General features: G+C 63.8%; 23 protein-coding genes. 11 read left to right on the top strand and 12 right to left on the bottom strand.

Features of this window, described 5'->3' with window-relative positions; all coding sequences use genetic code 11:
* Nucleotides 1–115: 115 nt before the first annotated feature.
* The 7 genes from urtA (at nucleotide 116) to AUL31_RS14510 (ending at nucleotide 6,632) form a co-directional block, all read left to right on the top strand.
* On the top strand, nucleotides 116–1,381 hold the full coding sequence (gene urtA / locus AUL31_RS14540) for an urea ABC transporter substrate-binding protein (RefSeq protein WP_060608182.1): 1,266 nt from the start codon (nucleotides 116–118) through the stop codon (nucleotides 1,379–1,381).
* Between the two features lie 73 nt (nucleotides 1,382–1,454).
* Nucleotides 1,455–2,381 (top strand): urea ABC transporter permease subunit UrtB, encoded by a 927-nt coding sequence (urtB, locus tag AUL31_RS14535; protein WP_060608009.1) that lies wholly within the window; start codon nucleotides 1,455–1,457, stop codon nucleotides 2,379–2,381.
* Between the two features lie 8 nt (nucleotides 2,382–2,389).
* Nucleotides 2,390–3,523 (top strand): urea ABC transporter permease subunit UrtC, encoded by a 1,134-nt coding sequence (gene urtC, locus AUL31_RS14530; RefSeq protein ID WP_060608006.1) that lies wholly within the window; start codon nucleotides 2,390–2,392, stop codon nucleotides 3,521–3,523.
* 12 nt (nucleotides 3,524–3,535) lie between these two features.
* Nucleotides 3,536–4,282: an urea ABC transporter ATP-binding protein UrtD gene (gene urtD / locus AUL31_RS14525; protein ID WP_060608002.1), complete on the top strand. Its 747-nt coding sequence runs from the start codon at nucleotides 3,536–3,538 to the stop codon at nucleotides 4,280–4,282.
* 27 nt (nucleotides 4,283–4,309) lie between these two features.
* A complete protein-coding gene (urtE, locus tag AUL31_RS14520; protein ID WP_060607999.1) occupies nucleotides 4,310–4,999 on the top strand; it encodes an urea ABC transporter ATP-binding subunit UrtE in 690 nt (229 codons plus the stop codon).
* A 45-nt stretch (nucleotides 5,000–5,044) separates the two neighbouring features.
* Nucleotides 5,045–6,277: a formamidase gene (gene fmdA / locus AUL31_RS14515; protein WP_060607996.1), complete on the top strand. Its 1,233-nt coding sequence runs from the start codon at nucleotides 5,045–5,047 to the stop codon at nucleotides 6,275–6,277.
* Nucleotides 6,278–6,299: 22 nt separating this feature from the next.
* Nucleotides 6,300–6,632 (top strand): FmdB family zinc ribbon protein, encoded by a 333-nt coding sequence (locus AUL31_RS14510; RefSeq protein WP_060607993.1) that lies wholly within the window; start codon nucleotides 6,300–6,302, stop codon nucleotides 6,630–6,632.
* Nucleotides 6,633–6,693: 61 nt separating this feature from the next.
* Here AUL31_RS14510 and AUL31_RS14505 read toward each other — a convergent pair whose 3' ends face one another.
* From AUL31_RS14505 to AUL31_RS14490, 4 genes are all read right to left on the bottom strand, one after another.
* Complete coding sequence (locus AUL31_RS14505) at nucleotides 6,694–7,461, bottom strand: ABC transporter ATP-binding protein (RefSeq protein ID WP_060607990.1); 768 nt, start codon at nucleotides 7,459–7,461, stop codon at nucleotides 6,694–6,696.
* Entirely contained in the window at nucleotides 7,458–8,498 is a 1,041-nt protein-coding gene (locus tag AUL31_RS14500; protein ID WP_060607987.1) for a FecCD family ABC transporter permease, read from the bottom strand. Before AUL31_RS14500 ends, AUL31_RS14505 begins: the two co-directional genes overlap by 4 nt.
* Nucleotides 8,498–9,508, bottom strand: coding sequence for an ABC transporter substrate-binding protein (locus AUL31_RS14495; RefSeq protein WP_060607983.1), 1,011 nt, complete (start codon nucleotides 9,506–9,508; stop codon nucleotides 8,498–8,500). Before AUL31_RS14495 ends, AUL31_RS14500 begins: the two co-directional genes overlap by 1 nt.
* Before the next feature lie 224 nt (nucleotides 9,509–9,732).
* A complete protein-coding gene (locus tag AUL31_RS14490; protein WP_060607980.1) occupies nucleotides 9,733–10,704 on the bottom strand; it encodes an aldo/keto reductase in 972 nt (323 codons plus the stop codon).
* A 17-nt stretch (nucleotides 10,705–10,721) separates the two neighbouring features.
* Here AUL31_RS14490 and AUL31_RS14485 point away from each other — a divergent pair, with 17 nt between their 5' ends.
* On the top strand, nucleotides 10,722–11,723 hold the full coding sequence (locus tag AUL31_RS14485) for an AraC family transcriptional regulator (protein ID WP_244489415.1): 1,002 nt from the start codon (nucleotides 10,722–10,724) through the stop codon (nucleotides 11,721–11,723).
* A 55-nt stretch (nucleotides 11,724–11,778) separates the two neighbouring features.
* A complete protein-coding gene (locus AUL31_RS14480; protein WP_143190218.1) occupies nucleotides 11,779–12,657 on the top strand; it encodes an alpha/beta fold hydrolase in 879 nt (292 codons plus the stop codon).
* Here the strand turns inward: AUL31_RS14480 and AUL31_RS14475 are convergent.
* Complete coding sequence (locus AUL31_RS14475) at nucleotides 12,631–13,548, bottom strand: AraC family transcriptional regulator (protein WP_060607975.1); 918 nt, start codon at nucleotides 13,546–13,548, stop codon at nucleotides 12,631–12,633. The two genes, AUL31_RS14480 and AUL31_RS14475, sit on opposite strands and share 27 nt — an antisense overlap.
* Nucleotides 13,549–13,641: 93 nt before the next feature.
* Here AUL31_RS14475 and AUL31_RS14470 point away from each other — a divergent pair, with 93 nt between their 5' ends.
* Complete coding sequence (locus AUL31_RS14470; protein ID WP_060607972.1) at nucleotides 13,642–14,379, top strand: SDR family oxidoreductase; 738 nt, start codon at nucleotides 13,642–13,644, stop codon at nucleotides 14,377–14,379.
* Nucleotides 14,380–14,488: 109 nt separating this feature from the next.
* Here the strand turns inward: AUL31_RS14470 and AUL31_RS14465 are convergent, their stop codons facing one another.
* Both AUL31_RS14465 and AUL31_RS14460 read right to left on the bottom strand, forming a co-directional pair.
* A complete protein-coding gene (locus tag AUL31_RS14465) occupies nucleotides 14,489–15,238 on the bottom strand; it encodes an SDR family oxidoreductase (protein ID WP_060607959.1) in 750 nt (249 codons plus the stop codon).
* A gap of 8 nt (nucleotides 15,239–15,246) precedes the next feature.
* Nucleotides 15,247–16,257 carry a zinc-dependent alcohol dehydrogenase family protein gene (locus AUL31_RS14460; RefSeq protein ID WP_060607956.1) on the bottom strand — a complete coding sequence of 337 codons (1,011 nt, stop codon included), beginning with the start codon at nucleotides 16,255–16,257 and terminating at the stop codon, nucleotides 15,247–15,249.
* Nucleotides 16,258–16,338: 81 nt separating this feature from the next.
* Here AUL31_RS14460 and AUL31_RS14455 point away from each other — a divergent pair, with 81 nt between their 5' ends.
* A complete protein-coding gene (locus AUL31_RS14455; RefSeq protein ID WP_060607952.1) occupies nucleotides 16,339–17,271 on the top strand; it encodes a LysR family transcriptional regulator in 933 nt (310 codons plus the stop codon).
* 251 nt (nucleotides 17,272–17,522) lie between these two features.
* On the opposite strand, the gene AUL31_RS14450 is transcribed toward AUL31_RS14455, so the two are convergent.
* The 5 genes from AUL31_RS14450 to AUL31_RS14430 form a co-directional block, all read right to left on the bottom strand.
* Nucleotides 17,523–18,524 carry an ABC transporter permease gene (locus AUL31_RS14450; RefSeq protein ID WP_060607949.1) on the bottom strand — a complete coding sequence of 334 codons (1,002 nt, stop codon included), beginning with the start codon at nucleotides 18,522–18,524 and terminating at the stop codon, nucleotides 17,523–17,525.
* Nucleotides 18,525–18,551: 27 nt separating this feature from the next.
* Nucleotides 18,552–20,066 (bottom strand): sugar ABC transporter ATP-binding protein, encoded by a 1,515-nt coding sequence (locus AUL31_RS14445; protein ID WP_060607945.1) that lies wholly within the window; start codon nucleotides 20,064–20,066, stop codon nucleotides 18,552–18,554.
* A gap of 100 nt (nucleotides 20,067–20,166) precedes the next feature.
* Nucleotides 20,167–21,249 (bottom strand): sugar ABC transporter substrate-binding protein, encoded by a 1,083-nt coding sequence (locus AUL31_RS14440; protein ID WP_060607942.1) that lies wholly within the window; start codon nucleotides 21,247–21,249, stop codon nucleotides 20,167–20,169.
* Nucleotides 21,250–21,488: 239 nt separating this feature from the next.
* The gene (gene rpiA, locus AUL31_RS14435) at nucleotides 21,489–22,193 is read right to left on the bottom strand and encodes a ribose-5-phosphate isomerase RpiA (protein ID WP_060607938.1); all 705 of its coding nucleotides are present in this window, start codon (nucleotides 22,191–22,193) and stop codon (nucleotides 21,489–21,491) included.
* A gap of 47 nt (nucleotides 22,194–22,240) precedes the next feature.
* Nucleotides 22,241–23,080, bottom strand: a complete 840-nt coding sequence (locus AUL31_RS14430; protein WP_060607935.1) for a MurR/RpiR family transcriptional regulator — start codon at nucleotides 23,078–23,080, stop codon at nucleotides 22,241–22,243.
* Between the last annotated feature and the right edge of the window lies 1 nt (nucleotide 23,081).

The following is a 23,081-nucleotide window of genomic DNA, read 5'->3' as shown; positions in this document are numbered from 1 at the left end:
GATTTCACGTATTTTGCAGCGCAGCGATCCGGGCAAGGCTGCAACCCGTGATCAGCGCGGCCCGGACGCTTCATCCCTTGCGGCGGCCGCTTCTTCCAAGAGATGGGGCTTCACCATGACAGAACGGAACAAGGGGACGGCCTCGCCGTCCGTCACACGGCGACGCCTGATGTTCGGGGCCGCCGCATTGGCCATGATGGCGGCTCTGCCGACAGTCGCCTTCGCGGCGGGGCCGCCGACCGCCGAGGTGAACACGACCGGGCTTGCCGTCACCGATGACACGGTCAAGGTGGGCATCCTGCACTCGGTGTCGGGCACCATGGCGATCAGCGAGACCGGGTCGGTGCAGGCCGAGAAGCTGGCCATCGACGAGATCAACGCCGCCGGAGGCGTCCTTGGCCGCAAGATCGAGGTGATCCAGGAAGACGGCGCGTCGGACTGGCCGACCTTTGCCGAGAAGGCGCGCAAGCTTCTGGTGGAAGACAAGACGGCGGCCGTCTTCGGCTGCTGGACGTCGGCGTCCCGCAAGGCCGTGCTGCCGGTCTTCGAGCAGTATAACGGCATGCTCTATTATCCGACCTTCTACGAAGGTCTGGAAGAGAGCCCGAACGTGATCTACACCGGGCAGGAAGCGACGCAGCAGATCCTGGCAGGCATCGACTGGGTGACGAAAGAGAAGGGCGCCAAGACCTTCTATCTGCTGGGCTCGGATTACATCTGGCCGCGCACGTCCAACAAGATCGCCCGCAAGCACATCGAAAAGCTGGGGCTCGAAGTGGTCGGCGAGGATTATTATCCGCTCGGCCACACGCAGTTCAACTCGGTGATCAACAAGATCAAGCTGCGCAAGCCCGATGTCATCTATGCCATCGTCGTCGGCGGCTCCAACGTCGCCTTCTACAAGCAGTTGAAGGCTGCCGGTATCGACATGACCAAGGAGAAGCCGCTTCTTCTGACCATCTCGGTGACGGAAGACGAAATCCGGGGCATCGGCGGCGAAAACATCAACGGCGCCTACGCCGCGATGAAATATTTCCAGAGCATCGACAACGAGAACAACAAGAGCTTCGTCGACAAGTTCAAGGAAGCCTATGGCGCCGACATGGTGGTGGGCGACGTGACGCAGGCCGCCTATCTGGGCCCGTGGCTCTGGAAGGCCGCGGTGGAAAAGGCCGGCAGCTTCGATATCGACAAGGTGCGGGCCGCCAGCCCCGGCATCGAACTGGATACCGCGCCGGAAGGCTATGTGAAGATCCACGAGAACCATCATCTCTGGTCCAAGACGCGCATCGGCCATGCGCTGCCCGACGGGCAGTACGACATCGTCTACGAGACCACCGACCTGATGGAGCCCAATCCCTTCCCCGAAGGCTATCAATAAGCGTCCCAGCGTGGCCGGCCCGAACGGGCCGGCCACACGCCTTGCCTCAACGTAACGCGACGGGAGCCGACCGATGTTCGCCGACTATAGCTGGAGCGAGCTTTCTTCCATTTTCGCCATGCAGGGCTTCGCCGGGCTGACGCTGTTCTCCGTCCTGGTGCTGATGGCGCTGGGGCTGGCCATCATCTTCGGCCAGATGGGCGTCATCAACATGGCGCATGGCGAGTTCATGATCCTCGGCGCCTACGTGACCTATCTGGTCTCGACGCTTGCGCAGGCCCATGCCCCGGCGTTGATGCCAATCACATTCTTCATATCGATGGGCCTTGCCTTCATCGTCAGCGGCGCGGCCGGCATGGCGGTCGAATGGGGGCTGATCCGCTTTCTCTATCGCCGTCCGCTGGATACGCTTCTGGCCACCTGGGGCCTCTCCCTGATCATGCAGCAGGCCTTCCGCAGCATCTTCGGCGCGCGCGAAGTGGGCGTGACGCTGCCCGACTGGATGATGGGCTCGCTGGCGTTGACCGACATGGTCGAGGTGCCGATCAACGGCCTTATCGTCATGGCGATCACGCTGACGATAACGCTGGCCGTCTGGCTGCTCATGTACCGCTCCAGGTTCGGGGCACGGGTGCGCGCCGTGGTGCAGAACCGGCCGATGGCCGGCGCGGTCGGCATCGATACGGAGAAGGTCGATCGCCTTACCTTCGGGCTGGGTTGCGGCATTGCCGGCATTGCCGGCAGCGCCTTCACCATGATCGGCTCGACCGGGCCCAGCGCAGGCCAGCTCTACATCGTGGACACGTTCCTTGTCGTCGTCTTCGGCGGTGCGGCCAGCCTGATCGGCACGCTCGCTTCCGCTTTCGCCATCTCGCAAGCCCAGTCGACCATGGAGTTCTTCCTGTCGGGCTCGATGGCCAAGGTTCTTACCCTGCTCACCGTCGTCGCCATCCTGATGGTGCGGCCGCAGGGCCTGTTCACCCTCAAGGTCCGCAACTGAGGCCCGCCATGCAGAACCCGCTGAACTCCCCCATGCGCGGACAGGCCATCGGCCTTCTCATCCTGGCCGCGCTGATCCTCCTGATCATTCCAGCCGTCACCGACGCCTTCCGGCTCAACCTCGTCGGAAAATATCTCACCTACGCCTTCGTCGCCGTCGGGCTGGTCCTGTGCTGGGGCAGCGCAGGCATCCTGTCGCTGGGGCAGGGCATCTTCTTCGGCCTCGGCGGCTACTGCATGGCGATGTTCCTGAAGCTCGAGGCCTCGACGCCGGAAGCCACCGCCATCCAGTCCACCCCCGGCATTCCGGACTTCATGGACTGGAACCAGGTCACGGAACTGCCGTGGTTCTGGCAGCCCTTCCACTCGCTGCCGCTGACCCTCATCGGCATCGTGGCGGTGCCCGCCGCACTTGCCTTCGTGATCGGCTTTGCAATGTTCACCCGGCGGGTCGGCGGCGTATACTTTGCCATCATCACGCAGGCCATCGCCGCCATCCTGACCATTCTGATCGTCGGACAGCAGGGCTATACGGGCGGCGTCAACGGCATCACCGACCTGCGCACCCTTGCCGGCTTCGATATCCGCGGCGACGGCGCCAAGACGATCCTTTACTTCATCAACGCCTTCCTGCTGCTCGGCGCCATCGTGCTGTGCATGCTGGTGCGCAGTTCCAAGCTGGGGCGTATCCTGGTCGCCATGCGCGACAAGGAAGACCGCGTGCGCTTTTCCGGCTACGACACGGCGCGCTTCAAGATTTTCGTCTTCACCTTCGCGGCGGCGCTGGCCGGCATCGGCGGTGCGATGTTCACCCTGCAGGTGGGCTTCATGTCGCCGACGCTGATCGGCATCGTGCCATCCATCGAAATGGTGATCTTCTGTGCCGTCGGCGGCCGCCTGTCGCTGCTGGGTGCGGTCTACGGAACGCTGCTCGTCAACTTCGCCAAGACCTCGTTTTCCGAAAGCTTTCCCGAACTGTGGCTGTTCGCCATGGGCGCGCTGTTCATCGGTGTGACGGTGGCTTTCCCCATGGGTCTCGCCGGCCTGTGGACCACGCATGTCGAGCCGCTGCTGAAGCGTCTGACCGGGCGGCGTACGGCAGGCATCGTAACACCCGACGCAACCCCTTCCACCGCCAAGTAAGGAGCGCCTTCCATGGCGACGACCAACGATTTCCTGCTTTCGGTAGAGGCGCTGACCGTGTCCTTCGACGGGTTCAAGGCGGTCAACGACCTGTCCTTCTATGTCGACGAGAACGAGATCCGCGTGATCATCGGCCCCAACGGGGCGGGCAAGACCACGGCGCTCGACCTGATCTGCGGCAAGACCAAGGCGACGTCCGGCTCCATCCGCTTCCGCGACAAGGAGCTGACGCAGATGAAGGAGTACCAGATCGTCCATGCGGGCGTGGGGCGCAAGTTCCAGAACCCGACGATCTACGAAGACCTGACCGTCTTCGAAAATCTCGAAATTTCCTACCCGCGCGGCTGGTCGGTCTTCGGGGCGCTCGCTTTCCGCCGCGATGCCGAGGTGCGCGACCGGGTCGAGGAGATCGCCGAGACGGTCTTCCTGAAAGAACACCTGCACCGGCGCTCCGACATGTTGAGCCATGGGCAGAAGCAGTGGCTGGAGATCGGCATGCTGCTGATCCAGGACCCGGATCTGTTGATGCTGGATGAGCCCGTGGCCGGCATGAGCGTAACCGAGCGCATGCGCACCGCCGAGCTTCTGCACCGCATCATCGACGGGCGCTCGGTCATCGTGATCGAGCACGACATGAAATTCGTGGAGGACATCGCCCACCGCGTCACCGTGCTGCACCAGGGTCATGTCCTGTCCGAAGGCACGATGGAGCATGTGAAGAACGACCCGAGGGTCGTGGACGTCTATCTCGGCCATTGAGCCGCCGACCGGGCAGGAGGGTGCACTATGCTGGACGTAAACGGTTTGCGGGTTTCCTACGGATCGAGCGAGGTGCTGCACGGGCTGGATTTCCGTGTGGGCGCAGGCGAGATCGTCGCCATCATGGGCCGCAACGGCATGGGCAAGACGACGCTCATGAAATCGCTGATGGGCATCATCCCGACGCGCGAAGGGCGTGTCGGTATAGACGGTGCCGACGTGACCTCGGCCAAAAGCCATGTCCGCGTGCGCAGTGGCCTCGGCTACGTGCCGCAGGGCCGGATGATCTTCTCAACCATGACGGTGCGCGAGAACATCGAGACCGGCTTGACCGTCACGGGAGAGCGCGACGTGCCTGGCGATCTGTATGAGTTGTTCCCCGTTCTGTCCGAAATGGGCCGCCGGCGCGGCGGCAACCTGTCGGGCGGGCAGCAGCAGCAACTGGCCATCGCCCGTGCGCTGGCATCGCGCCCGAAGGTGCTGCTGCTCGACGAGCCGACGGAGGGCATCCAGCCTTCGATCATCCGCGAGATGGCGCGCACCCTGCGCCGGATCCGCGACGAAAAGGGGCTGGCCATCGTCGTATCCGAACAGGTCCTCTCTTTCGCCCTCGATATCGCCGACCGCGTGCTCGTCATCGAGAACGGCGAACTCGTCCACGATACGCCGGCGGCGTCCGTCGATGAGGCGCAGATCACCCGCTACCTGTCCGTATGACGGACGGGACCAGACCGCAGAAGAAACCGACAACAGGAGCGTCCCATGCCTGATACCCTCATTTCAGTCGACCTGTCCCGTCCGGCGACCGAGAACGAGATGCTGCACAATCGCTGGCATCCAGACATTCCGATCGCCGTCTGGGTGGAGCCCGGCGCGGACTTCCTGGTGGAGACGGTCGACTGGACGGGCGGCGCCATCAAGAACGATGACAGCGCCGAGGATATCCGCGACGTGGACCTGTCGACGGTGCACTATCTGTCGGGTCCTATCGGAGTTAAAGGCGCCAAACCGGGCGACCTGCTGGTGGTCGACATTCTCGACGCCGGTACGCTGAAGGGCCACGAATGGGGCTTCAACGGCTTCTTCTCCAAGAAAAACGGCGGCGGCTTCCTGACCGATCACTTCCCGCTGGCGCAGAAATCCGTCTGGCACTACGAGGGCCTGTTCACGCGCTCGCGGCACGTTCCGGGCGTCGGCTTTGCCGGGTTGATCCATCCCGGGCTGATCGGCACGCTGCCGGACAAGAGCCTTCTGGACAAGTGGAACACGCGCGAGCAGGCGTTGATCGATACCGATCCGGGGCGCGTGCCGCCTTTGGCCAACCCGCCCTTCGCCGCGACGGCGCATCTGGGCAAGCTCACCGGCGCCGACCGCGACCGCGTGGCGGCGGAAGGCGCGCGCACCGTCCCCCCGCGCGAGCATGGCGGCAACTGCGATATCAAGGACCTGTCGCGCGGGTCCAAGATATTCTTTCCGGTCTATGTGGACGGGGCGGGCCTGTCGATGGGCGACATGCATTTCAGCCAGGGAGACGGCGAAATCACCTTTTGCGGGGCCATCGAGATGTTCGGCGCGTGGCTGCACATCCGCGTCAACATCATCAAGGATGGCATGGCGCTGTACGGAATCAAGAACCCGATCTTCAAGCCGTCGCCCATCTCGCCGAACTACAACGACTATCTTATCTTCGAGGGTATCTCGGTGGACGAGGCCGGCACCCAGCATTACCTGGACGCCAATGTGGCCTATCGCCAGGCGTGCCTGAACGCGATCGCCTACCTCACCAAGTTCGGCTACTCGCCGGCACAGGCACATTCCATCCTGGGTGTCGCACCCGTGCAGGGGCATCTATCCGGCGTCGTCGACATACCCAATAGCTGCGCCACGCTGTGGCTGCCGACCCAGATATTCGACTTCGACATCAGCCCCAGCGCCGCAGGCCCGCAGAAATACCTGGACGGTTCGGTCGACATGCCGATCGCCCAGGATCTGTGAACGAAGACGAAAGGCGGGCATCATGCCGTTCTACGATTACGAATGCGCCGATTGCGGGTCGTTTTCCGCGCTTCATCCGATGGCGCGGGCGGCGGAACCGGCCGCCTGTCCAAGCTGCGGCGCGGCCAGCGGGCGGGTGATCCTGTCGGCGCCCTTCGTGGCAGGCATGGACTCGCGGCGGCGCAACGCCATGGCCACCAACGAGCGGAGCCGGCACGAGCCGGCCCGCTCTTCCGGCCAGCACCCGGCAGGCTGTGGCTGCTGCGGCTCCAAGTCGAAATCCGGCAAGGCCGTCCATACGGCAAGCGGAGCCAAGACATTTCCCTCGGCGCGGCCCTGGATGATCAGCCACTGAAGCGACCGGCCACTTGGCCGGCCCTGTACAACAGGGTGGCCGACTAGCTGAGACGGGGAGATTACACCGCCAGAAAGCGGATATGGGGCCGGCCGGAGGCGTCCGGCTCGCCGATCTCCGTCTCGATGCGGAACACCTCGCGCAGAAGCGAGCGGGTAAGCACCTGGGCTGGCGTGCCGCATTCGATCAACCGCCCCTCGCACATCACGGCAATGCGGTCGCAGAACATGGCGGCGAGGTTCAGGTCGTGCAGCGCCACCACGGAGGTGAGATCGAGATCGCGCACCATGCGCAGTATTTCGATCTGGTGGTGGATATCGAGATGGTTGGTCGGCTCATCCAGAAACATGATGGAGGGCGTCTGCGCCAAGGCCCTCGCGATATGCACGCGCTGGCGCTCGCCGCCGGACAGCGTCTGCCAGGACTGATCGCGCCGCCCCGTCATCTCGACGCGCGCGAGCGCGCCTTGAACCGCGGCTTCGTCGGTTTGCGACCACCCCGACAGGGCCGAGCGGTGCGGCGTACGGCCGAGTTTCACGACGTCGCGCACGCTGACATTAGTGTCAGTGCTGGCGTTCTGCTGCACGAAAGCAACATGCCGGGCGAGGGCGCGGCGTGTCACGCGCGAGACATTCCGCCCTTCCAGCTCCACCAGCCCCGAGCGGGGCGCCCTCAGGCCGGCCAGAAGGCGCAGGAGCGACGATTTCCCCGATCCGTTCGGACCGATCAGGCCCACCGTCTCGCCGCGCGCGACGTCTAACGACACGCCATGCACGATGGTCTTGCGACCGACGCCCCAAACGAGGTTTTCCGCACGGATCGTTGTCATGCCTGGGGCCGTGAGCGGAACAGGATAAGGGCGAAGAATGGCACGCCGACGAGGGCCGTAACGACGCCGATCGGCACCGTCTGCTGCTCTGCGACGACACGCGAGGCGATGTCCGCGAGCACCATGAATACGGCGCCCACCGCCGCGCAGGCCGGAAGAAGGCGCATATGCATCGGCCCCACAACGTAGCGGGCCGCATGCGGCACGACGAGGCCAACGAAGCCGATGGCGCCCACCATGCTGACGATGGTGGCGGTGACAAGAGCGGTTACGGCAAACAGGATGAGGCGGATGCGGCCGACCGGCACGCCGAGCGAGGCGGCGTCCTCGTCGCCGAAAGTGAAAGCGTCGAGCGCCCGCGCCATCAAGAGGCAGACAATGAGGCCCACCGCCACCACAGCCAGAAGCAACTGCACATCGGGCCAGCGCACGCCGCCGAAGCTGCCGAGCAGCCAGAACATGACATCGCGCGCCTGCTGCGCATTTCCCGAAGTGGTGACGATGTAAGAGGTCAGCGCATTGAAGAGCTGGGCGGTGGCAACGCCGGCAAGGATCGTATGGTTCGGCCCGCTGGTTGCCCCATTGGACAGAAGTGCCACCAGGGCGAAGGCAGCAAATGCGCCCGCGAAGGCGCCCAGCGAGAGGGTCAGGCTGCCGGCCCCGATACCCAGAACGATCACGCAGACGGCGCCGGTAGAGGCACCGGCCGAGACACCCAGTACAAATGGCTCGGCAAGCGGATTGCGCAGAAGCGCCTGCAGAATGGCGCCGCAGAGCGCCAGCCCCGCGCCGGCCAGCGCGGCCACGATGGCGCGGCTAAGCCGCAGGTTCCAGACCACGCTTTCCTGCAACCGGCTGATCTCGACAGCGGTCAGCCCCAGTCGGTTGGTGACGGCAAGAACCACCGTGCCGAGGCCGATGTTGAAATCGCCGATCGCGGTTGCAAGCGCGATCGCAAAAGCAAGCGTCAGGAGAACAAGGGCAAGAACCGCCGCGAGGCGCCCCGGCCGTTCCCACGAATGTCCCGCCTCGGCCATCACTTCAGGTCGCTGGTCCGAAGTTGCTCGGCCAACTGCTCGGCGCCGTAGAGCGTCTGGATGCTGGCATTGGTGGCCGCGCCGCTCATGGTGAAGATATGGCCGTCGCGCACGGCACGCATCTGGCTCACGGTCGGGTCGGTGGTCAGATAGGCGATCTTGGCGTCGGCCTCGTCAAGCGCCCAGCGCTTGCGGTCCACCTGGGTTGCGACGATGACGGTGGGATCGGCGGCGATGATGCCCTCCCAGCCGAGCGTCGGCCATTCGCTGGTGGTGGTGACCGCGTTGGAACCACCCAGAATGTCGGCGATGTAGGCCGAAGGCCCGTTGCCGCCGGCAAGGTATGCGTCGTCGGCGGTGGAGGGGCTGGAGAACCAGAACAGGAAGGTCAGATCCTCGCGCTTGGCGAACTCGCTGCGAAGGGCGGCTTCCCGGGCCTTGAAATCGGCTACGACCTCTTCGCCGCGATCGGCGACGTCGAAGATCTTCGCCATGTCCTCGATCTCCTTGTAGAGAAGATCCATGTTCCAAAGCTCGGCGCGCCGGCCGTATACGTCCTTGGCGTCCTCTTCCACCGTGCAGGCGCTGGGCGAAAGGTAGGTCGGAATGCCGAGCGCCTCGAAGTCATCGCGCTTGGCAACCTTGCTGTCGGGCCCCATCAGCGTCACCAGCATGGCGGTCACGAAATCGGGCTCCTTGGCAAGCACCGATTCCATCGAAGGGAACTCCACCGACAGTGTTTCCACCTTGTCGTCGGCCTCTTTGAGAGAGGGCAGGACGCGGTTCGGCCAAAAGGCCGTGCCGACCATGCGGTCTTCCAGGCCAAGCAGATACAGCACCTCGGCGCTGTTCTGGCCGAGAGCGACGGTGCGCTCGGGCGCCTTGTCGAATGTGATCTCCCGCCCGCAGTTCTCGATCGTCAGCGGGTACTTGGTCGGCTCGGCGCTCGCGGGCGCACAGAAGACAATCGTCGCCAGGGTAACCGGCACCACAACACTCAGTCTCGGCAAGGGATCGCTCCAGTTCGCAACGGCGGAAACGGCAACTCTCCTAATGCGGCGCCACAGCTTAAACAAGAGGCAAATAGTCAGGATATTGGACGCGAGTAAAAAAGAGCCGGGGAGACGGGATATCCGCCTGACGGACGCGAAGCGGCGTCAGGCGGACATTGCCGTATGTGGGACCCTATCGCTGGGCATCATGGGTGGCCGGCAAGGCCAGCCACCCATCATGGTCAGATCCAGTCAGGGACCATGTCACCGGCATAGCGGGCACCGAAAGCGCCATCAGGCAGGATCTTTGCGATGTCGGCCAGATCATCGGCCGATAGCGTCACATCCGCAGCGGCCAGGTTTTCCTCAAGCCGCTCGATGCGGCGCGTGCCGGGGATCGGCACGATGTCGTCGCCCTGGGCCAGCAACCAGGCCAGCGCCAACTGGGACACCGTGATGCACTTGGCCCTGGCCAATTCGCCGAGTTGTTGGACCGCATGGAGGTTCTTTTCGAAATTGCCCGGCTGCCAGCGCGGATCGAAGCGACGCATGTCGCTTTCTTCGTACTCAGCCGACGGCTTCGTGGCGCCGGTCAGAAAACCGCGTCCCAGCGGCGAGTAGGCAACGAAGCCTATGCCCAGCTCCCGCGTTGTTGGGAGGACCGTTTCGACATCGCGTTCGAAGACGGAATATTCGGTCTGCAGCACCGTCACCGGATGCACGGCGTGGGCCTTTCGAATGGTCTGCGGCCCGGCTTCGCTGAGGCCGAAATACTTGACCTTGCCCTCTGCGATCAGGTCCTTGACCGTGCCTGCAACGTCTTCGATCGGCACGTTCGGATCGACCCGGTGCTGATAAAGGATGTCGATTTCATCGACGCCGAGATAGCGCAGGCTGTTTTCGGTTACTTCGCGGATATGGTCCGGCTGGCTGTTGACGCCGTAATTGCCGTTGTCGAAGGTGAAGCCGAACTTGGTGGCGATGACGATATCGTCGCGAAAGCCCTTCACTGCCTTTCCGATGAACTTCTCGTTCTCACCCCAGCCGTAGAGTTCGGCGGTGTCGAAGAAGGTGACGCCTCTGTCGTAGGCGCGTTTGATGAGATCGAGGCCTGCCTGGGTGTCGGCCGCGCCGTAAGCCAGATGAAATCCCATGGCGCCGTAGCCGATGGCAGACACTTCAGGTCCGCCGGTTCCGAGTTTGCGCTTTTTCAATCGAGTATCCTTCCATCATGCGTGTGCCGGTAAAACGTAGGCACGTCACCACATGTCCGGATGTCCGATGGTCTCGAATGATTGCCCGATCCTGCCGATGGCTTGACCCTGTGTCCCAAGACCTGTGGGATGCACGCATGACAGTTTTGAACGATATCCGTGCCATCGCCCTGCGCTACGCGGGCGCGCCCAACCCGGCCATGCCGAGGCTTCACATATACTGCATCGACAACCCCACCGACGCCGCCGGGCTGATCTATGAGCCCGTGGTCTGCCTTGTGCTGCAGGGCCGCAAGCGCACCATGATCGGCAACAGCGTGCTTGAATATGGCCCCAGCGAATGCATGGTGGTGGCCGCCGAGTTGACCGCCATGGGGCAGGTTTGCGAAGCCTCGACGGACGAGCCATATCTGGCGTTCAACCTGTATATCGACCCGGCCGTGATCTCCACGATCCTGCTCGACATGAACAGATTTGCCGAGCCTGCCATCGGTTCTGGCTTCGGTGTCGCCAAGGCGGGGCCTGATCTGCTCGATGCGTGGCGCCGGCTCGCCGGCCTGCTCGACCGCCCCGACGAGATCCCCATCCTCGCCGCCAACCTGGAACGTGAGCTGATGTATCGGCTGTTGATGGGGCCGCATGGCCCTTTAATTCGCCAGATCGCCGGCGCGGATACGCGGCTATCCCATATCCGCCGGGCCATGGCCTTTGTTCGCCAGAATTATGCCGAGCACCTGAGCATCGACGCCATGGCGCGGGTGGCCGGAATGAGCGTGTCGGTCTTTCATCGCCGTTTCAAGGCGGTGACCGGCGTAAGTCCGTTGCAATATCAGAAGCATATTCGGCTGCACGAGGCACGCCGGCATCTCGTCACGCAGCAGGCGGAGGCTGCTATCGTCGGCTACGCGGTTGGATACGAGAGTGCATCCCAATTCTCGCGCGAGTACAAGAAGCTGTTCGGCGCACCACCCCGTCGCGACGCGAACCTCCTGCAGTCGCTCGCCGAAGCCGGTCCGTGACGGGCATTCCCGTTGCCCGCCCTTGTCTTACCAGAATGGAAATCGGCGTATCATCATGACCCACGAATTTCTGCCCGGCTTCGAGACAAGGGATATCGAGACCACGGGCGCGTGCATCCACCTGGCCATCGGCGGCAGTGGACCGCCGCTTCTCATGCTGCATGGCCATCCGCAGACACACCTGACCTGGCACAAGATTGCGTCTCGCCTGGCCGAGCGCTTCACCGTCATATTGCCGGACCTGCGCGGCTACGGAGATTCCAGCAAGCCCGAGGGCGGTGAGCGTCACGTTAATTACAGCAAGCGATCCATGGCGGCCGACCAGATCGAAGTGATGCGCGCGCTCGGCTTTCCCCGCTTCGACCTTGTCGGCCACGACCGCGGCGGGCGCGTGGCGCATCGGATGGCGCTCGATTATCCGGACGCCGTTCAACGGATCGCCGTCTTCGACATCGCGCCGACTTTGACCATGTACGAACGCACGAACCAAGAGTTCGCGACGCGCTATTTCTGGTGGTTTTTCCTCATTCAGCCGGCGCCATTGCCGGAACGCATGATCGCGGCCGACCCCGAATTCTTTCTCAGGCGCCACATCACCGGCCAGATCAAGGTGCCTGGCGCGACAAGCGAGGCGCTCTTTGCCGAGTACCTCCGCTGCTACCGGAACCCGGCCACACGCCACGCCATCTGCGAGGATTATCGAGCCGCCTCGACCATCGACCTCGACCATGATCGCGCCGACGGCGATCGTCGCATCGAAGCGCCGCTTCTTGCCCTGTGGGGCGCGCAAGGCACGGTGGGGCAACTTTACGATGTTCTCGAAACCTGGCGGGAAAAGGCCCACGATGTACGCGGACGTGCACTCGAATGTGGACACTCCCCACAGGAGGAATCTCCCGAAGAGACGCTACGAGAACTGTTCGCGTTCCTGTAGGTCTAGCCGCGATCGCGGAGTTCGGCCCAGCGTCCGCTTGAACGCCTGCGAGAAGGCGCTTTGGGAACTGTAGCCTACTTCCTCGGCGACGGCGGCAACGCTCGATCCGGCCTCCAACCTCTGCCGGGCAAGAACCATTCGCCAATGGGTCAGATAATCGATCGGCGGTCGACCGACCCGACGGGTGAACAGGGACGTGAACGCGGAACGAGACATGCCGACTTCCCGCGCAAGGACAGGTGCCGTCCAGCGACAGGCAATGTCGTCATGCATATGCCCGATCGCTTTCGCCAAACGGGGATCCGCCAGAGCGGCGATCCATCCGACGCTGCCGTGTGACCCGGCGGTGACGAAGGCGCGGACGGCCTCGGCGACGAGGATGTCGGCCAGGCGGGTGGCGATGAGCGAACTGCCGACGCCCGGATTTTGAACCTCCGCCCGCAACGAAGCCAGGGTCCGCGAGATCGCTTTTGCGCTCGCCGAAGCACGGTCGATCCGAAGGAAACGTGGCAGGGCCTCCAGGACGAACGGGGCGCAACCATCGGCGAAGCCGCTTCCGCCGCCGATCATCGCCGTGTCTCCCCCTTCGGCCAACCGCACCACGTCCTGTCCCGGACCGGCATAAAGCGTCATGCCGTCGATCGGTTCGATGCGGGGATCGCTCGCCACCGCGTAGCGCGTGTCACTTAAGAGAACGACGTCGCCTTCCTCCATCGGCTCCGGCTGCGCGTCCGGAAGCAGCAGCCAGCATCGACCTCGCGTCACCGCCACGAACTTCAGGCGAGCCGTGCCATCGAATGACAGTGCCCAGTCGCCGGATGCCTCGAGGCTGGTGCCGCGGACATTTTTTGTGCCGAGCAGCGACACAACATTTGAAAACGGATCGAACATGGTCTTGGCGGATCGCTACAAAGAAACGGTCGATCAAGCATAGAGCAGCCTGCGGCGCTCTCATAGCTTGGCTTCTCCACGAAGGAGACCTTCATGACCATCGAAAACAAGATCGTCGCCATAACCGGGGCCGGACGCGGGATCGGCCGGGCCACGGCTCTACACCTCGCCGCGCGTGGTGCGCGTCTCGTGCTGGGAGCGCGCAGCGAGGCCGAGATCGCCACCGTCGCCGATAGCATAGAGAAAGCGGGCGGCAGCGCCGTCTTTCGACAGCTGGATGTAACCCGCCGAGCGGATCTCGAGGCCCTTGTCGGCCTGGCACAGGATCGGTTCGGTCGATTGGACGTCATCGTCAACAACGCCGGGATCGGCCCCATATCCCGGTTCGACGCCCTGAGGGTGGAGGATTGGGACGCTATGATCGACGTCAATGTAAGAGGGGCTCTTTACGGGATCGCGGCGGTTCTTCCTATTTTCGGCGCCCAGCGGAGCGGCCACGTCGTGAACGTCATCTCGACAGCGGGGCTGAAGATCGTACCGACCATGGGCGTCTACGCGGCAACCAAGAACGCGTTACGGACGGCAACCGAAGCTCTTCGACAGGAATGCGTGCCCGGCCTGCGTGTCACCGAAGTGTCTCCCGGGTTCATCGACACGACGTTCGTCGACTCTTCCGTCACCGATCCCGCTGTTCGGGAAGCGGTCAACCGGCAAAAGCGCAAGCTTGCAATCTCGCCGGACGCCATCGCCCGGGCCATTGCCTTTGCGATCGAGCAGCCCGCCGACGTCGAGATCGGAAGCATCGTTGTCCGGCCGACCGCGCAGGATTGAGAGACCGCGACAACGGATGCAGTAACCGGGCATCGGGAAGAGCGCGGCACCGCTCATCACCTGGGCAACCAAAACCGGAGAACATACGTCTCGTGACGACACCCCATCCTTACAGACTGCCGACGCCGCCATCGACCCGCAGCTCGGTGCCGACAACGAAGGCAGATTCGTCCGAAGCGAGGAACACCGCTGCCTTGGCGAGTTCGATCGGTGTGCCCATGCGGCCGATCGGCACGAGGGCGCGGATGTCGTCGCGTAAGGCGGACTGCGCCGTTGCATCCAGCCCGAGCTTGCCCAGCGCCGGTGTCTCCGTCGGGCCTGGGCTGAGACCGTTCACGCGGATGCCGCGATGCATGAGTTCACCCGACAGCGTACGCGCGAGGGACAGGAGAGCGGCCTTGCTGGCCGCATAGGCGCTCGATTGCGGCAGTCCAATATGTGCGGACACCGAGCCGCAAAGGATGATCGAAGCCGGATTGGCGAACAGCGGCGACAACGCACGGATCAGGAAGAACGGACCCTTCAGGTTCGTCGCCATCAGCCTGTCGAAGGTCGCCTCGTCCCATTCGGCCAGTGGGCGGTGGGTGACGTCGCCTGCATTAAGGAAGAGCACGTCCAGCTTTGGCCAAGCCGCCTTCAGTTCGGTGGCAAGCACCTGCTGCCCCGCGACCTCGCCGGCTTCGCTGCAGATCGCCAGCACGCCTGCGCCCAGCTCTCGTCTTGCCGCCGCAAGTCCAGCTTCCGAGCGGCCGGTGATCGCCACCGTCGCGCCTTCCGCTATGAATTGTCGAGCCGTTTCCAGCCCTATGCCACTGGTGCCGCCGGTGATGAGCGCATGTTTGCCTTGCAGTCGCATGATACCGCTCCTTACCAGTCCAACGCGATTGCGATCTTGCCAAACTGCTCTCCGGCGAGCAGCGTCGCGTAGGCGCCCGTTATCTCTCCGACGCCGAAGGTCCGCGCGATCACCGGCTCGATACCAAGTGCGGCGATGGCATTCGTCGCGGCACGAAAATCGGCAGCCGATCCGGTGTTGCCGCCGATCAGCCGGATCGCCTTGCCAATGACGGTGAGGACATCCAGCGGCGTCTCGCGCCCGCTGACGAAGCCGATCGCGAAAACCGTGCCGCCATGACGCACGGCGGCCAGCGAACGTGCGAAGGTGTCGGCGCCAGTCGTCTCCAGCACCAGATCGGCACCGACCCCGTCGGTGAGGCGCAGAACCTCATCCTGCCACTCAGGTATGGCGCGATAGTTGATTCCTTCGTCTGCACCCATCGATCGGGCGCGACTTAGCTTCTCGTCCGACGACGAGGTGACGATAACGCGGGCACCGGCCGCCTTGGCCAATTGCAGCGTTTGCAAGGAGGTGACGCCGGTGCCGGGCAGCACCACGGTGGATCCCGGGCCTATATCGCCCGCGCGCAGTGCGTTCCAACTGGTCGTGGCGGGAATAGGCAGGCTGGCGATCGCCTCGAACCCTAGGTGAGCGGGCGCCACCACCAGCGACGCCGCATCCACCAGCGCCAGTTCCACGAGCGATCCCGGTATCGTCACGCCGCGCATGGCGCCGTTGTTACGTGCGGTGCCGGCCCCCGCGATCCACAGCGCCTTGGGGTGAACGGCAACGCGATCGCCGACGCTCACACCCTCGACGCCGTCGCCGGTCGCAATGACTTCGCCAGCGCCATCAGCCACCGGCACATTGGGATAGAGCGCGCCGGGATAGGAGCCTGTCGCGACCAGACGGTCGAGATAGTTGAATGCCGCCGCGCGCATTCGCACCAGCGCCTGTCCGTGGCCGACCGGGCCGGGCTCGGCAATGGAAACGCGCTTAATGGTCGTAACGGCTGGGCCGCCAAGTTCGATGCCGTGCATGGTCGATCTCCTTTCGACCGATTGTATGGCGATGCAGTTTCTGCTGGAATGAGCGTTTCATGCAGTTGGTAACTGTGAATCATGCAGCAATCAGCCGATCTTGAATCCCTTGAGGCATTCATAGCCCTCGCGGATGCCGGCAGCTTCGCATTGGCGGGACGGCGGCTGGGGCGTGATCCAACGATTGTGTCTCGGCGCGTCCAGGCGCTGGAGGCGCGGCTTGGTGTTCGGCTGGCGGAGCGCAGCACACGTCGCGTGACGCTGACCGAAGCGGGGCGGTGCTATCTGGATCGGGTAAGACCGCTGCTGCGCGAGTTGACCGCTGCCAATCGCGATGTCGCTACATTTGCGCAAGGTACGCCGCGGGGCCATCTGCGCGTGTCGCTCCCCACCAGCTTCGGCAGGATGTGGCTGTCGCCGATGATCGCGGGTTTTTTGAAAGCGTACCCTGAGGTGACGATCGAGGCGGAATTCAGCAATCGCTTCGTCGACATCATAGGCGAGCGGTTCGATCTGGCCGTGCGGCTCGGCGTGCTGCCCGATTCCCGGCTGGTCGCGCGGCGTTTGTTTCCCCGTCGAAGGCTGGTCTGCGCGTCACCCGATTATCTCGAGCGCGCCGCGCCCTTGCAACAACCTGGCGATATCGCGCACCACCCGTGCCTGCGCTACACCGGCAAGGTGAACCCGGCCGTGTGGGAGTTTATAGACGTCGATAACCGACTGATGACGGTGCCGATTACGGGTGGGCTGGCGAGTGACGATGCGGAGGTCCTGGTCGACTCGGCGGTCGCCGGACTTGGCCTGCTCTATGGCACCGACTGGCTTGTAGCGCGGCAACTGGCGTCCGGCGCGTTGGTGCGGGTGCTGGCGGACTGGCGCATCCCCGACGAAGGCGCGATCCACATCGTCACCCCGTCTGTTGCCGGTCTGCCCACCAAGACCCGTGCCTTTTCCGACTGGCTGGCGGCCGGGTTCCATCCCGATCCGCCCTGGGTTTGCCACGCCAGAACATAGCGAGGGCTCTCAGTAAGCCTGCTCGACCGCGTAGCTGTCCTCCAGCATGCGATAGCGGAGGATCAATCCGTCACGCACGGTGAGGTCGAAGGCGAACTCGGACTCGATCCGCCTGCCGGTGGCCTTCACCAGTGAAGCAAGACCTCCAAGAATGACGGCGTTCTCACCGGACGCCAGGATCTTGCGGACCTCGAACCGTTGCCGCTGAAGGTCAGCGCCGCTTGCGCAAGAGACGCTATCAAGCGGGTTTGCTAGCTGAAATAGCGAACCCGCACGGCGTCGATGGCCACCGCGACGAAGATCATGAAGCCGCCGATTATGCCGACATAGAAGGAGGGCACCGATATGATCGCCAGCCCGACCTGGATCACCGTCAGCAGGAGGACGCCGCCCAGTATGCCGGTGACGTTGCCGCGGCCTCCGAACACGCTGACGCCGCCGATGATGGGCGCTGCGATGGCGTACAGGAGGTAGCTGGACCCTTGGTTCGAGGTGATCGCCATCTGCCACGACGCCAGGAGGAAGCCGGCGACACCGGCAAGGAAGCCCGACAGCGTGTACGCGATAACCTTGGTGCGGGCGACGCGGATGCCCGCGGCCGACGAGGCAACGGCGTTCCCGCCGACGGCGTAGATGGAGCGGCCAAGCACGGTCCGTGTCAGCATGATGCCCATTGCGATCAATGCCACGACGAAGACCAGCGGCATGACGGGCCACCCGCCGATCGTCGCCTGGCCGATCCAGATGTAGCCGTCGGACAGGTTTGTCAGCGTCTTGCCCTGCGTCAGCGCCAGGAGAGCGCCTTGCAGGATGATCATCATGGCCAGTGTTTCGATAAGCGAAACCATCCGCAGCCGCGTGATGCACAGGCCGTTGAAGAAGCCGATCGCCGTCGCCACGCCGACGCCGATCAGCATGGCCACGAACCATGGCAGGCCGAGGTCCGAATAGGCGAGCGCGCCGATGGCGGAGGAGAACCCCAGATTGGCGGGAATGGAAAGATCGATTTCCGCCACCAGAAGCGGAAGGGCGACGGCCAGACCCAGCATGCCCAGCACCGTCGCCTGGACCATGATGTTCTGAAGGTTGAAGACAGTCAGGAAGAATTCGTTGAAGGACCCGAACAGAACGACCAGCGCAACGAGCCAGATCCAGACGACATTGTGCAGGACCCAGCCGATCAGGACATGGCCCGGGCGCGTCTTCGCAGCCGGGCTCGTCGCCGGCGCGGTGGCAGCTATTGCTTCATTCATGACGGTCTCCTGTCTGTGTTCGCCGCGTCACGTCTGCGCCAGGCGGCGCAGCGTGTCGGACGTGATATCGGCCCCCGCGACGACATGGGCGACATCGCCTCCGCCGAAGACGCAGACACGGTCGGCGGCGCGGGCAAGCTCGTCGCTGTCGGTCGATACGATGATGATGGCGACGCCGCGCCGGCTGAGCCCGTCGAGGATGCGCAGAACATCCTGCTTGACGCCGACGTCGATCCCGCGCGTCGGCTCGTCCACGATGAGCAGCCGGGGTTCGGTGGCGAGGACGCGGCCGAGGCAGACCTTCTGCTGGTTGCCGCCGCTCAACGTATCCACCGCATAGTCCGGCCCGGGCGCCTTGATGCCCATGGCCTTGAAGAAACGGTCGATGATTGTGTCTTCGGCTTTCCTGTCGATAAATCCGCTGCTGCTGCGCCGCTCGAGCGAAGACATGGCGATGTTCTGTCCGATCGGCAGTTGCCCCACGGCGCCGTCGCGCCGGCGATCGTCCGAAAGGTAGGCGATGCCGGCGTTGAACGCGTCGCGTGGGGAACGGGGCAGTGGCCTCGGCGCGTCCGAACCGAAGCGGATGGTGCCGGAAACGCCCGGCAGGAAGCCGAAGATGGCGCGGCCGAGTTCCTTGGCGCCGGAGCCCGGCAAGCCGGTGAAACCGACGATCTCGCCCGGGTGGATCGTCAGGCCGGACAGGCGCAGGCCCTTGCCTGTGACATTGTCGATGACGATGGGTGCGGTCGCCGGCACGTCTGTCCGCTGCCGCTGGAAAAGCTCGAGCCCGCGCCCCAGAACCAGCTCCGAAAGGCCGGCCGAGCTCAGGCTCGAAACGTCCTCGCTGCCGCCGGCCAGAGCGCCGTCCCGCAAGACCGAGACGGCGTCGCAGATGTCGAGGATCTCGTCATTATAGTGCGAGATGAAGACGAAGGTGACGCCTTCCTTCTTCAGCCGCCGCATGAAGTCGAAGAGTATGTCGCGGTCCGCCACGGTGAGGGCGGCGGTCGGCTCGTCGAGGATGATGACCCGTCCGCCCGAATACATGGCGCGCAGGATATTGAGCTTGCGCCGGGCCACGGCGTCCAGACGTCCTGCCATGGCGTCGGCGGCGATACCGGAGCCTTCGAGCATGCGGGCTGCCTCGGCACGCATGCGCTTCCAGTCCACGAAGCCGCGATGCTCCGGCCATATGCCCAGCATCAGGTTTTCTGCCGCAGACATGTTGTCGATGATCATCGGCTCCTGGGTCACCAGGAAGACGCCGGCTTTCTCCATGGCTTTGACGTCGGCGCCATGCACCTCCACCCCGTCCATGTAGACATGGCCGGACGTGGCCATCCTCTGCCCGGAAATGATGCCCACCAGCGTCGACTTGCCGGCGCCGTTTTCTCCGAGAAGCCCATGGATGGTGCCGCGCCGGATGGTCAGCGAAACGTTGCGGAGCGCATGGACCGGGCCATAGCTCTTGGACACGTTCTCGATCGACAGGATCGCGTCCGTATCGGCGGGGGTGGCCGCCTTTTCAACAGTCTGCATGGTCGAGCCAGTCCTTCTTCGCCTCGACGCGCCTTGTAACGGGCGCTTCCTGAAAGGGGGCGGCGGCCAAAAGCTGGACCGCCGTCCGCCAAGCCCCGGCTCAGGTATAGGCGATGCCCCAATCCTTCTCGGCGACGGTGCCCCAGTGGCGCGGGTCGGTGGCGTTGTCGCCATTGATGACGAAAGGCGGGATGATCAGCGTCGGGCCGGTCTTGCCGTCGACGATCTCGCCCTTTTCCCAGAAGTATTTCTTGTTCTCATAAGTGCCGATCGGGACAGCCTCGCCGTTCAGCGAATGCTTCAGGAGCATCTCTACGGCGATCTCGCCATAGGCGATCGGGTCCTGCGAGACGCAGGAGTCCATGTAGCCTTCCTGGATCCATTTCAGCGCCACCGGCTCGCCGTCGATGTTGACAAAGATGACATGGCCTTCCTCGCCGACCTTTTTCCAGCGATCGCGCTGCTGAAGCGCCGTCACGATGCCGCGCGACGGAGAGTCGGACGGTGCGTGCACGGCATCGAGCTGCGGGAATTCGGACAGGGTCGACAGCGTCACGGCGAGCATCTGGTCGAGCTGACCTTCCGTCGGCCGCGCAAGGTAGTTGATGTCCGGATACTGCGCGAAGACGGACTCCATGCCTTCCTTGCGCTGGCGCCAGGCAACCGATGCCAGCGCGCCGTAGCAGTTGAGCACCGTGCCACGCGGGCTGCCGTATTTCTGCTTCAGGCGCTCGATGATCTCGTTGGCGGCCATGATGCCACCCTCGAAATTGTCGAAGCTGACCGTGATGGCGACGTCGCCGCCGTCGGACGGCGTGTCGATGATCGCCACCGGAATCTTACGCTGGTTGTAGCGCCGGATCGCGCTGACGATGGCCTGGCTGTCGATCGGGTCCGCCACCAGTGCCGACGGCTGCGACAGCATGAGGCTCTGCCACTGCTCAAGCTGCCTTGTATTGTCGAAATTGGCGTTCGTTGCCTGAAACTCGAAGCTCTGCGCCTGGACGGCCCGCTTAACCGCCTCTTCCTCGATGACGAAGAAATAGTAGTCGAGGCTCTTGTTGGAGAACGGAATGAACTTCCGTCCCTGTGCGAAAGCGCCCGGCGCGGCCAGCATGCCCACGCCCAGCGCGGCGCCCATGGCCAGAATATCGCGGCGATTCATTCCCTTGATTCGCGTCATGTGTTTCCTCCCCTCAGCAAAAGCTGATCCTCATCTAGTTTTGCTACAATCCAGTGCGGTGTCAAGCGGTAGAGCTTAGGCTGGAATGATTCAACCATCGCTCCGAAAACGGGGCAGAGACTGCCTTCACGTGCCCTTTGAACAATGCTTTAGGCGTATCCGTCGGGTGTCGTGGCGCGGGGCTCCCATCCCCGCGCACGGCGCGTGGCCCATTCACCCGAAATGCAAGTTTTACTACGTCAGCGCATCTGGATGTAGGACGTGCCGTCGAAGCGACCGACAACCATGCCGGCCGCCTCCCGCGTGAAAAGGCCGTTTTCAACGACACCCGGTATCCGGTTCAGCTCCGTCTCCAGTGTGGCCGGATCCTCTATGGCGATGCATTTGCAATCCAGGATGAAGTTGCCGCTGTCGGTCACGACGGGCGTTCCATCGCGCGTACGGCGCACCATCTCGACATCGGCCAAACCATGTGCGGCAAGGATGTCGGCCACCTGGCGCTGCGTCTGCTTCCAGGCGAACTGGACCACTTCCACGGGAAGCGGAAAGCCGCCGAGCCGGTCCACGATCTTCGTCTCGTCGCAGACGCAGATCATGCGCGTGGAGGCATGGGCGATGATCTTTTCCCACAGAAGGCAGGCGCCGCCGCCCTTGATCATGTTGAATTGGCGGTCGATCTCGTCCGGCCCATCGACGGTCAGGTCGATCAGGCCAATCTCGTTCGGATCGGTGATGGCAACGCCGGCTTCGCGCGCGACGTCGTTGGTGGAGCGGGATGTCGTTGTGCAGGTCACCTGCAGACCATCGGCAACGAGCTTGCCGAGTTCGCGCACGAAGAAATGCGACGTCGTGCCGGAGCCCAGTCCGAGCTTCATGCCGTCGGTCACAAATTCCTCGATAACCCGTCGTCCTGCGACCTTCTTGGCTTCGTCCTGTGCGCTCATGCCTTCTCCTTCGTGCCGCAGCCGCGGCGCTGTCCTGCGTGGGGGTGTCAGATCTTGTCGGTCTGCCATGAATCCAGGGCAGGCAACTGATCGGGAAATTCACTGCCGCTCGTCACTGCGATGGCCGTGACGAGCATGTTGATGACGAGGTGATGGTTCAGCCGAGAGGCGAGGGGCGTCATCAACTCGGTGCGGTCGTAGGGCACGACGGCGACGGTGACATCCGAGACGCGGGCCAGTGGGCTGTCGCCGGCGGCAATGGAAACGACACGCGCGCCGCCCGCCCGGGCTGCGATCGCAACCTCGACCATCTGTTTGGTGTGGCCGGATTGCGAGAAGATCAGCGCCACTTCGCCCGGACGGGCGCTTTCCGCATGCATCCACTGCTTTTTAGGGCCGAGCAGCGCCTGGCAACGCAGGCCGAGCCGCTGGAACTTGTGCTCGGCGTCGAGCGCCGTCACCTCGGAAATGCCGGTGGCATAAATACCGATCCAGTTCGCTTCCGACAGCCGTTCGGACGCGGCGGCGATCTCCCGCGCATCGAAATCCTCCAGCAGGCGCTGGATGGCATTGAGCGAGTTACGGCAGGTCTTGCGGACGATGTTGTCGATGCTGTCCGCCGCCACGATCTGCTCGTAGGAGAAGGGCGCCGACGGCACCAGGCTCTGCGCCAACTGCAGCTTGAAATCCTGGTAGCCGTCGAAGCCGAAGCGTCGGCAGAAGCGCAGGATGGTCGGATCGCTGACGGAGCATGCTTGCGACAGGCGCGCCATGCTCATCCGCACCACCTCGGCCGGCGAGGTGCTGACGAAGGCCGCAACGCGCTGCTCTGCCGCCGCCATTGTCGGCTTTTCCACCAGGATGCGTTGCAGAAGGCTCATGCTCATG

Origin of the sequence: Aureimonas altamirensis (assembly GCF_001463885.1) — a bacterium.
Taxonomy (GTDB): domain Bacteria; phylum Pseudomonadota; class Alphaproteobacteria; order Rhizobiales; family Rhizobiaceae; genus Aureimonas; species Aureimonas altamirensis.
This window is presented reverse-complemented; position numbering and strand designations above follow the sequence as displayed.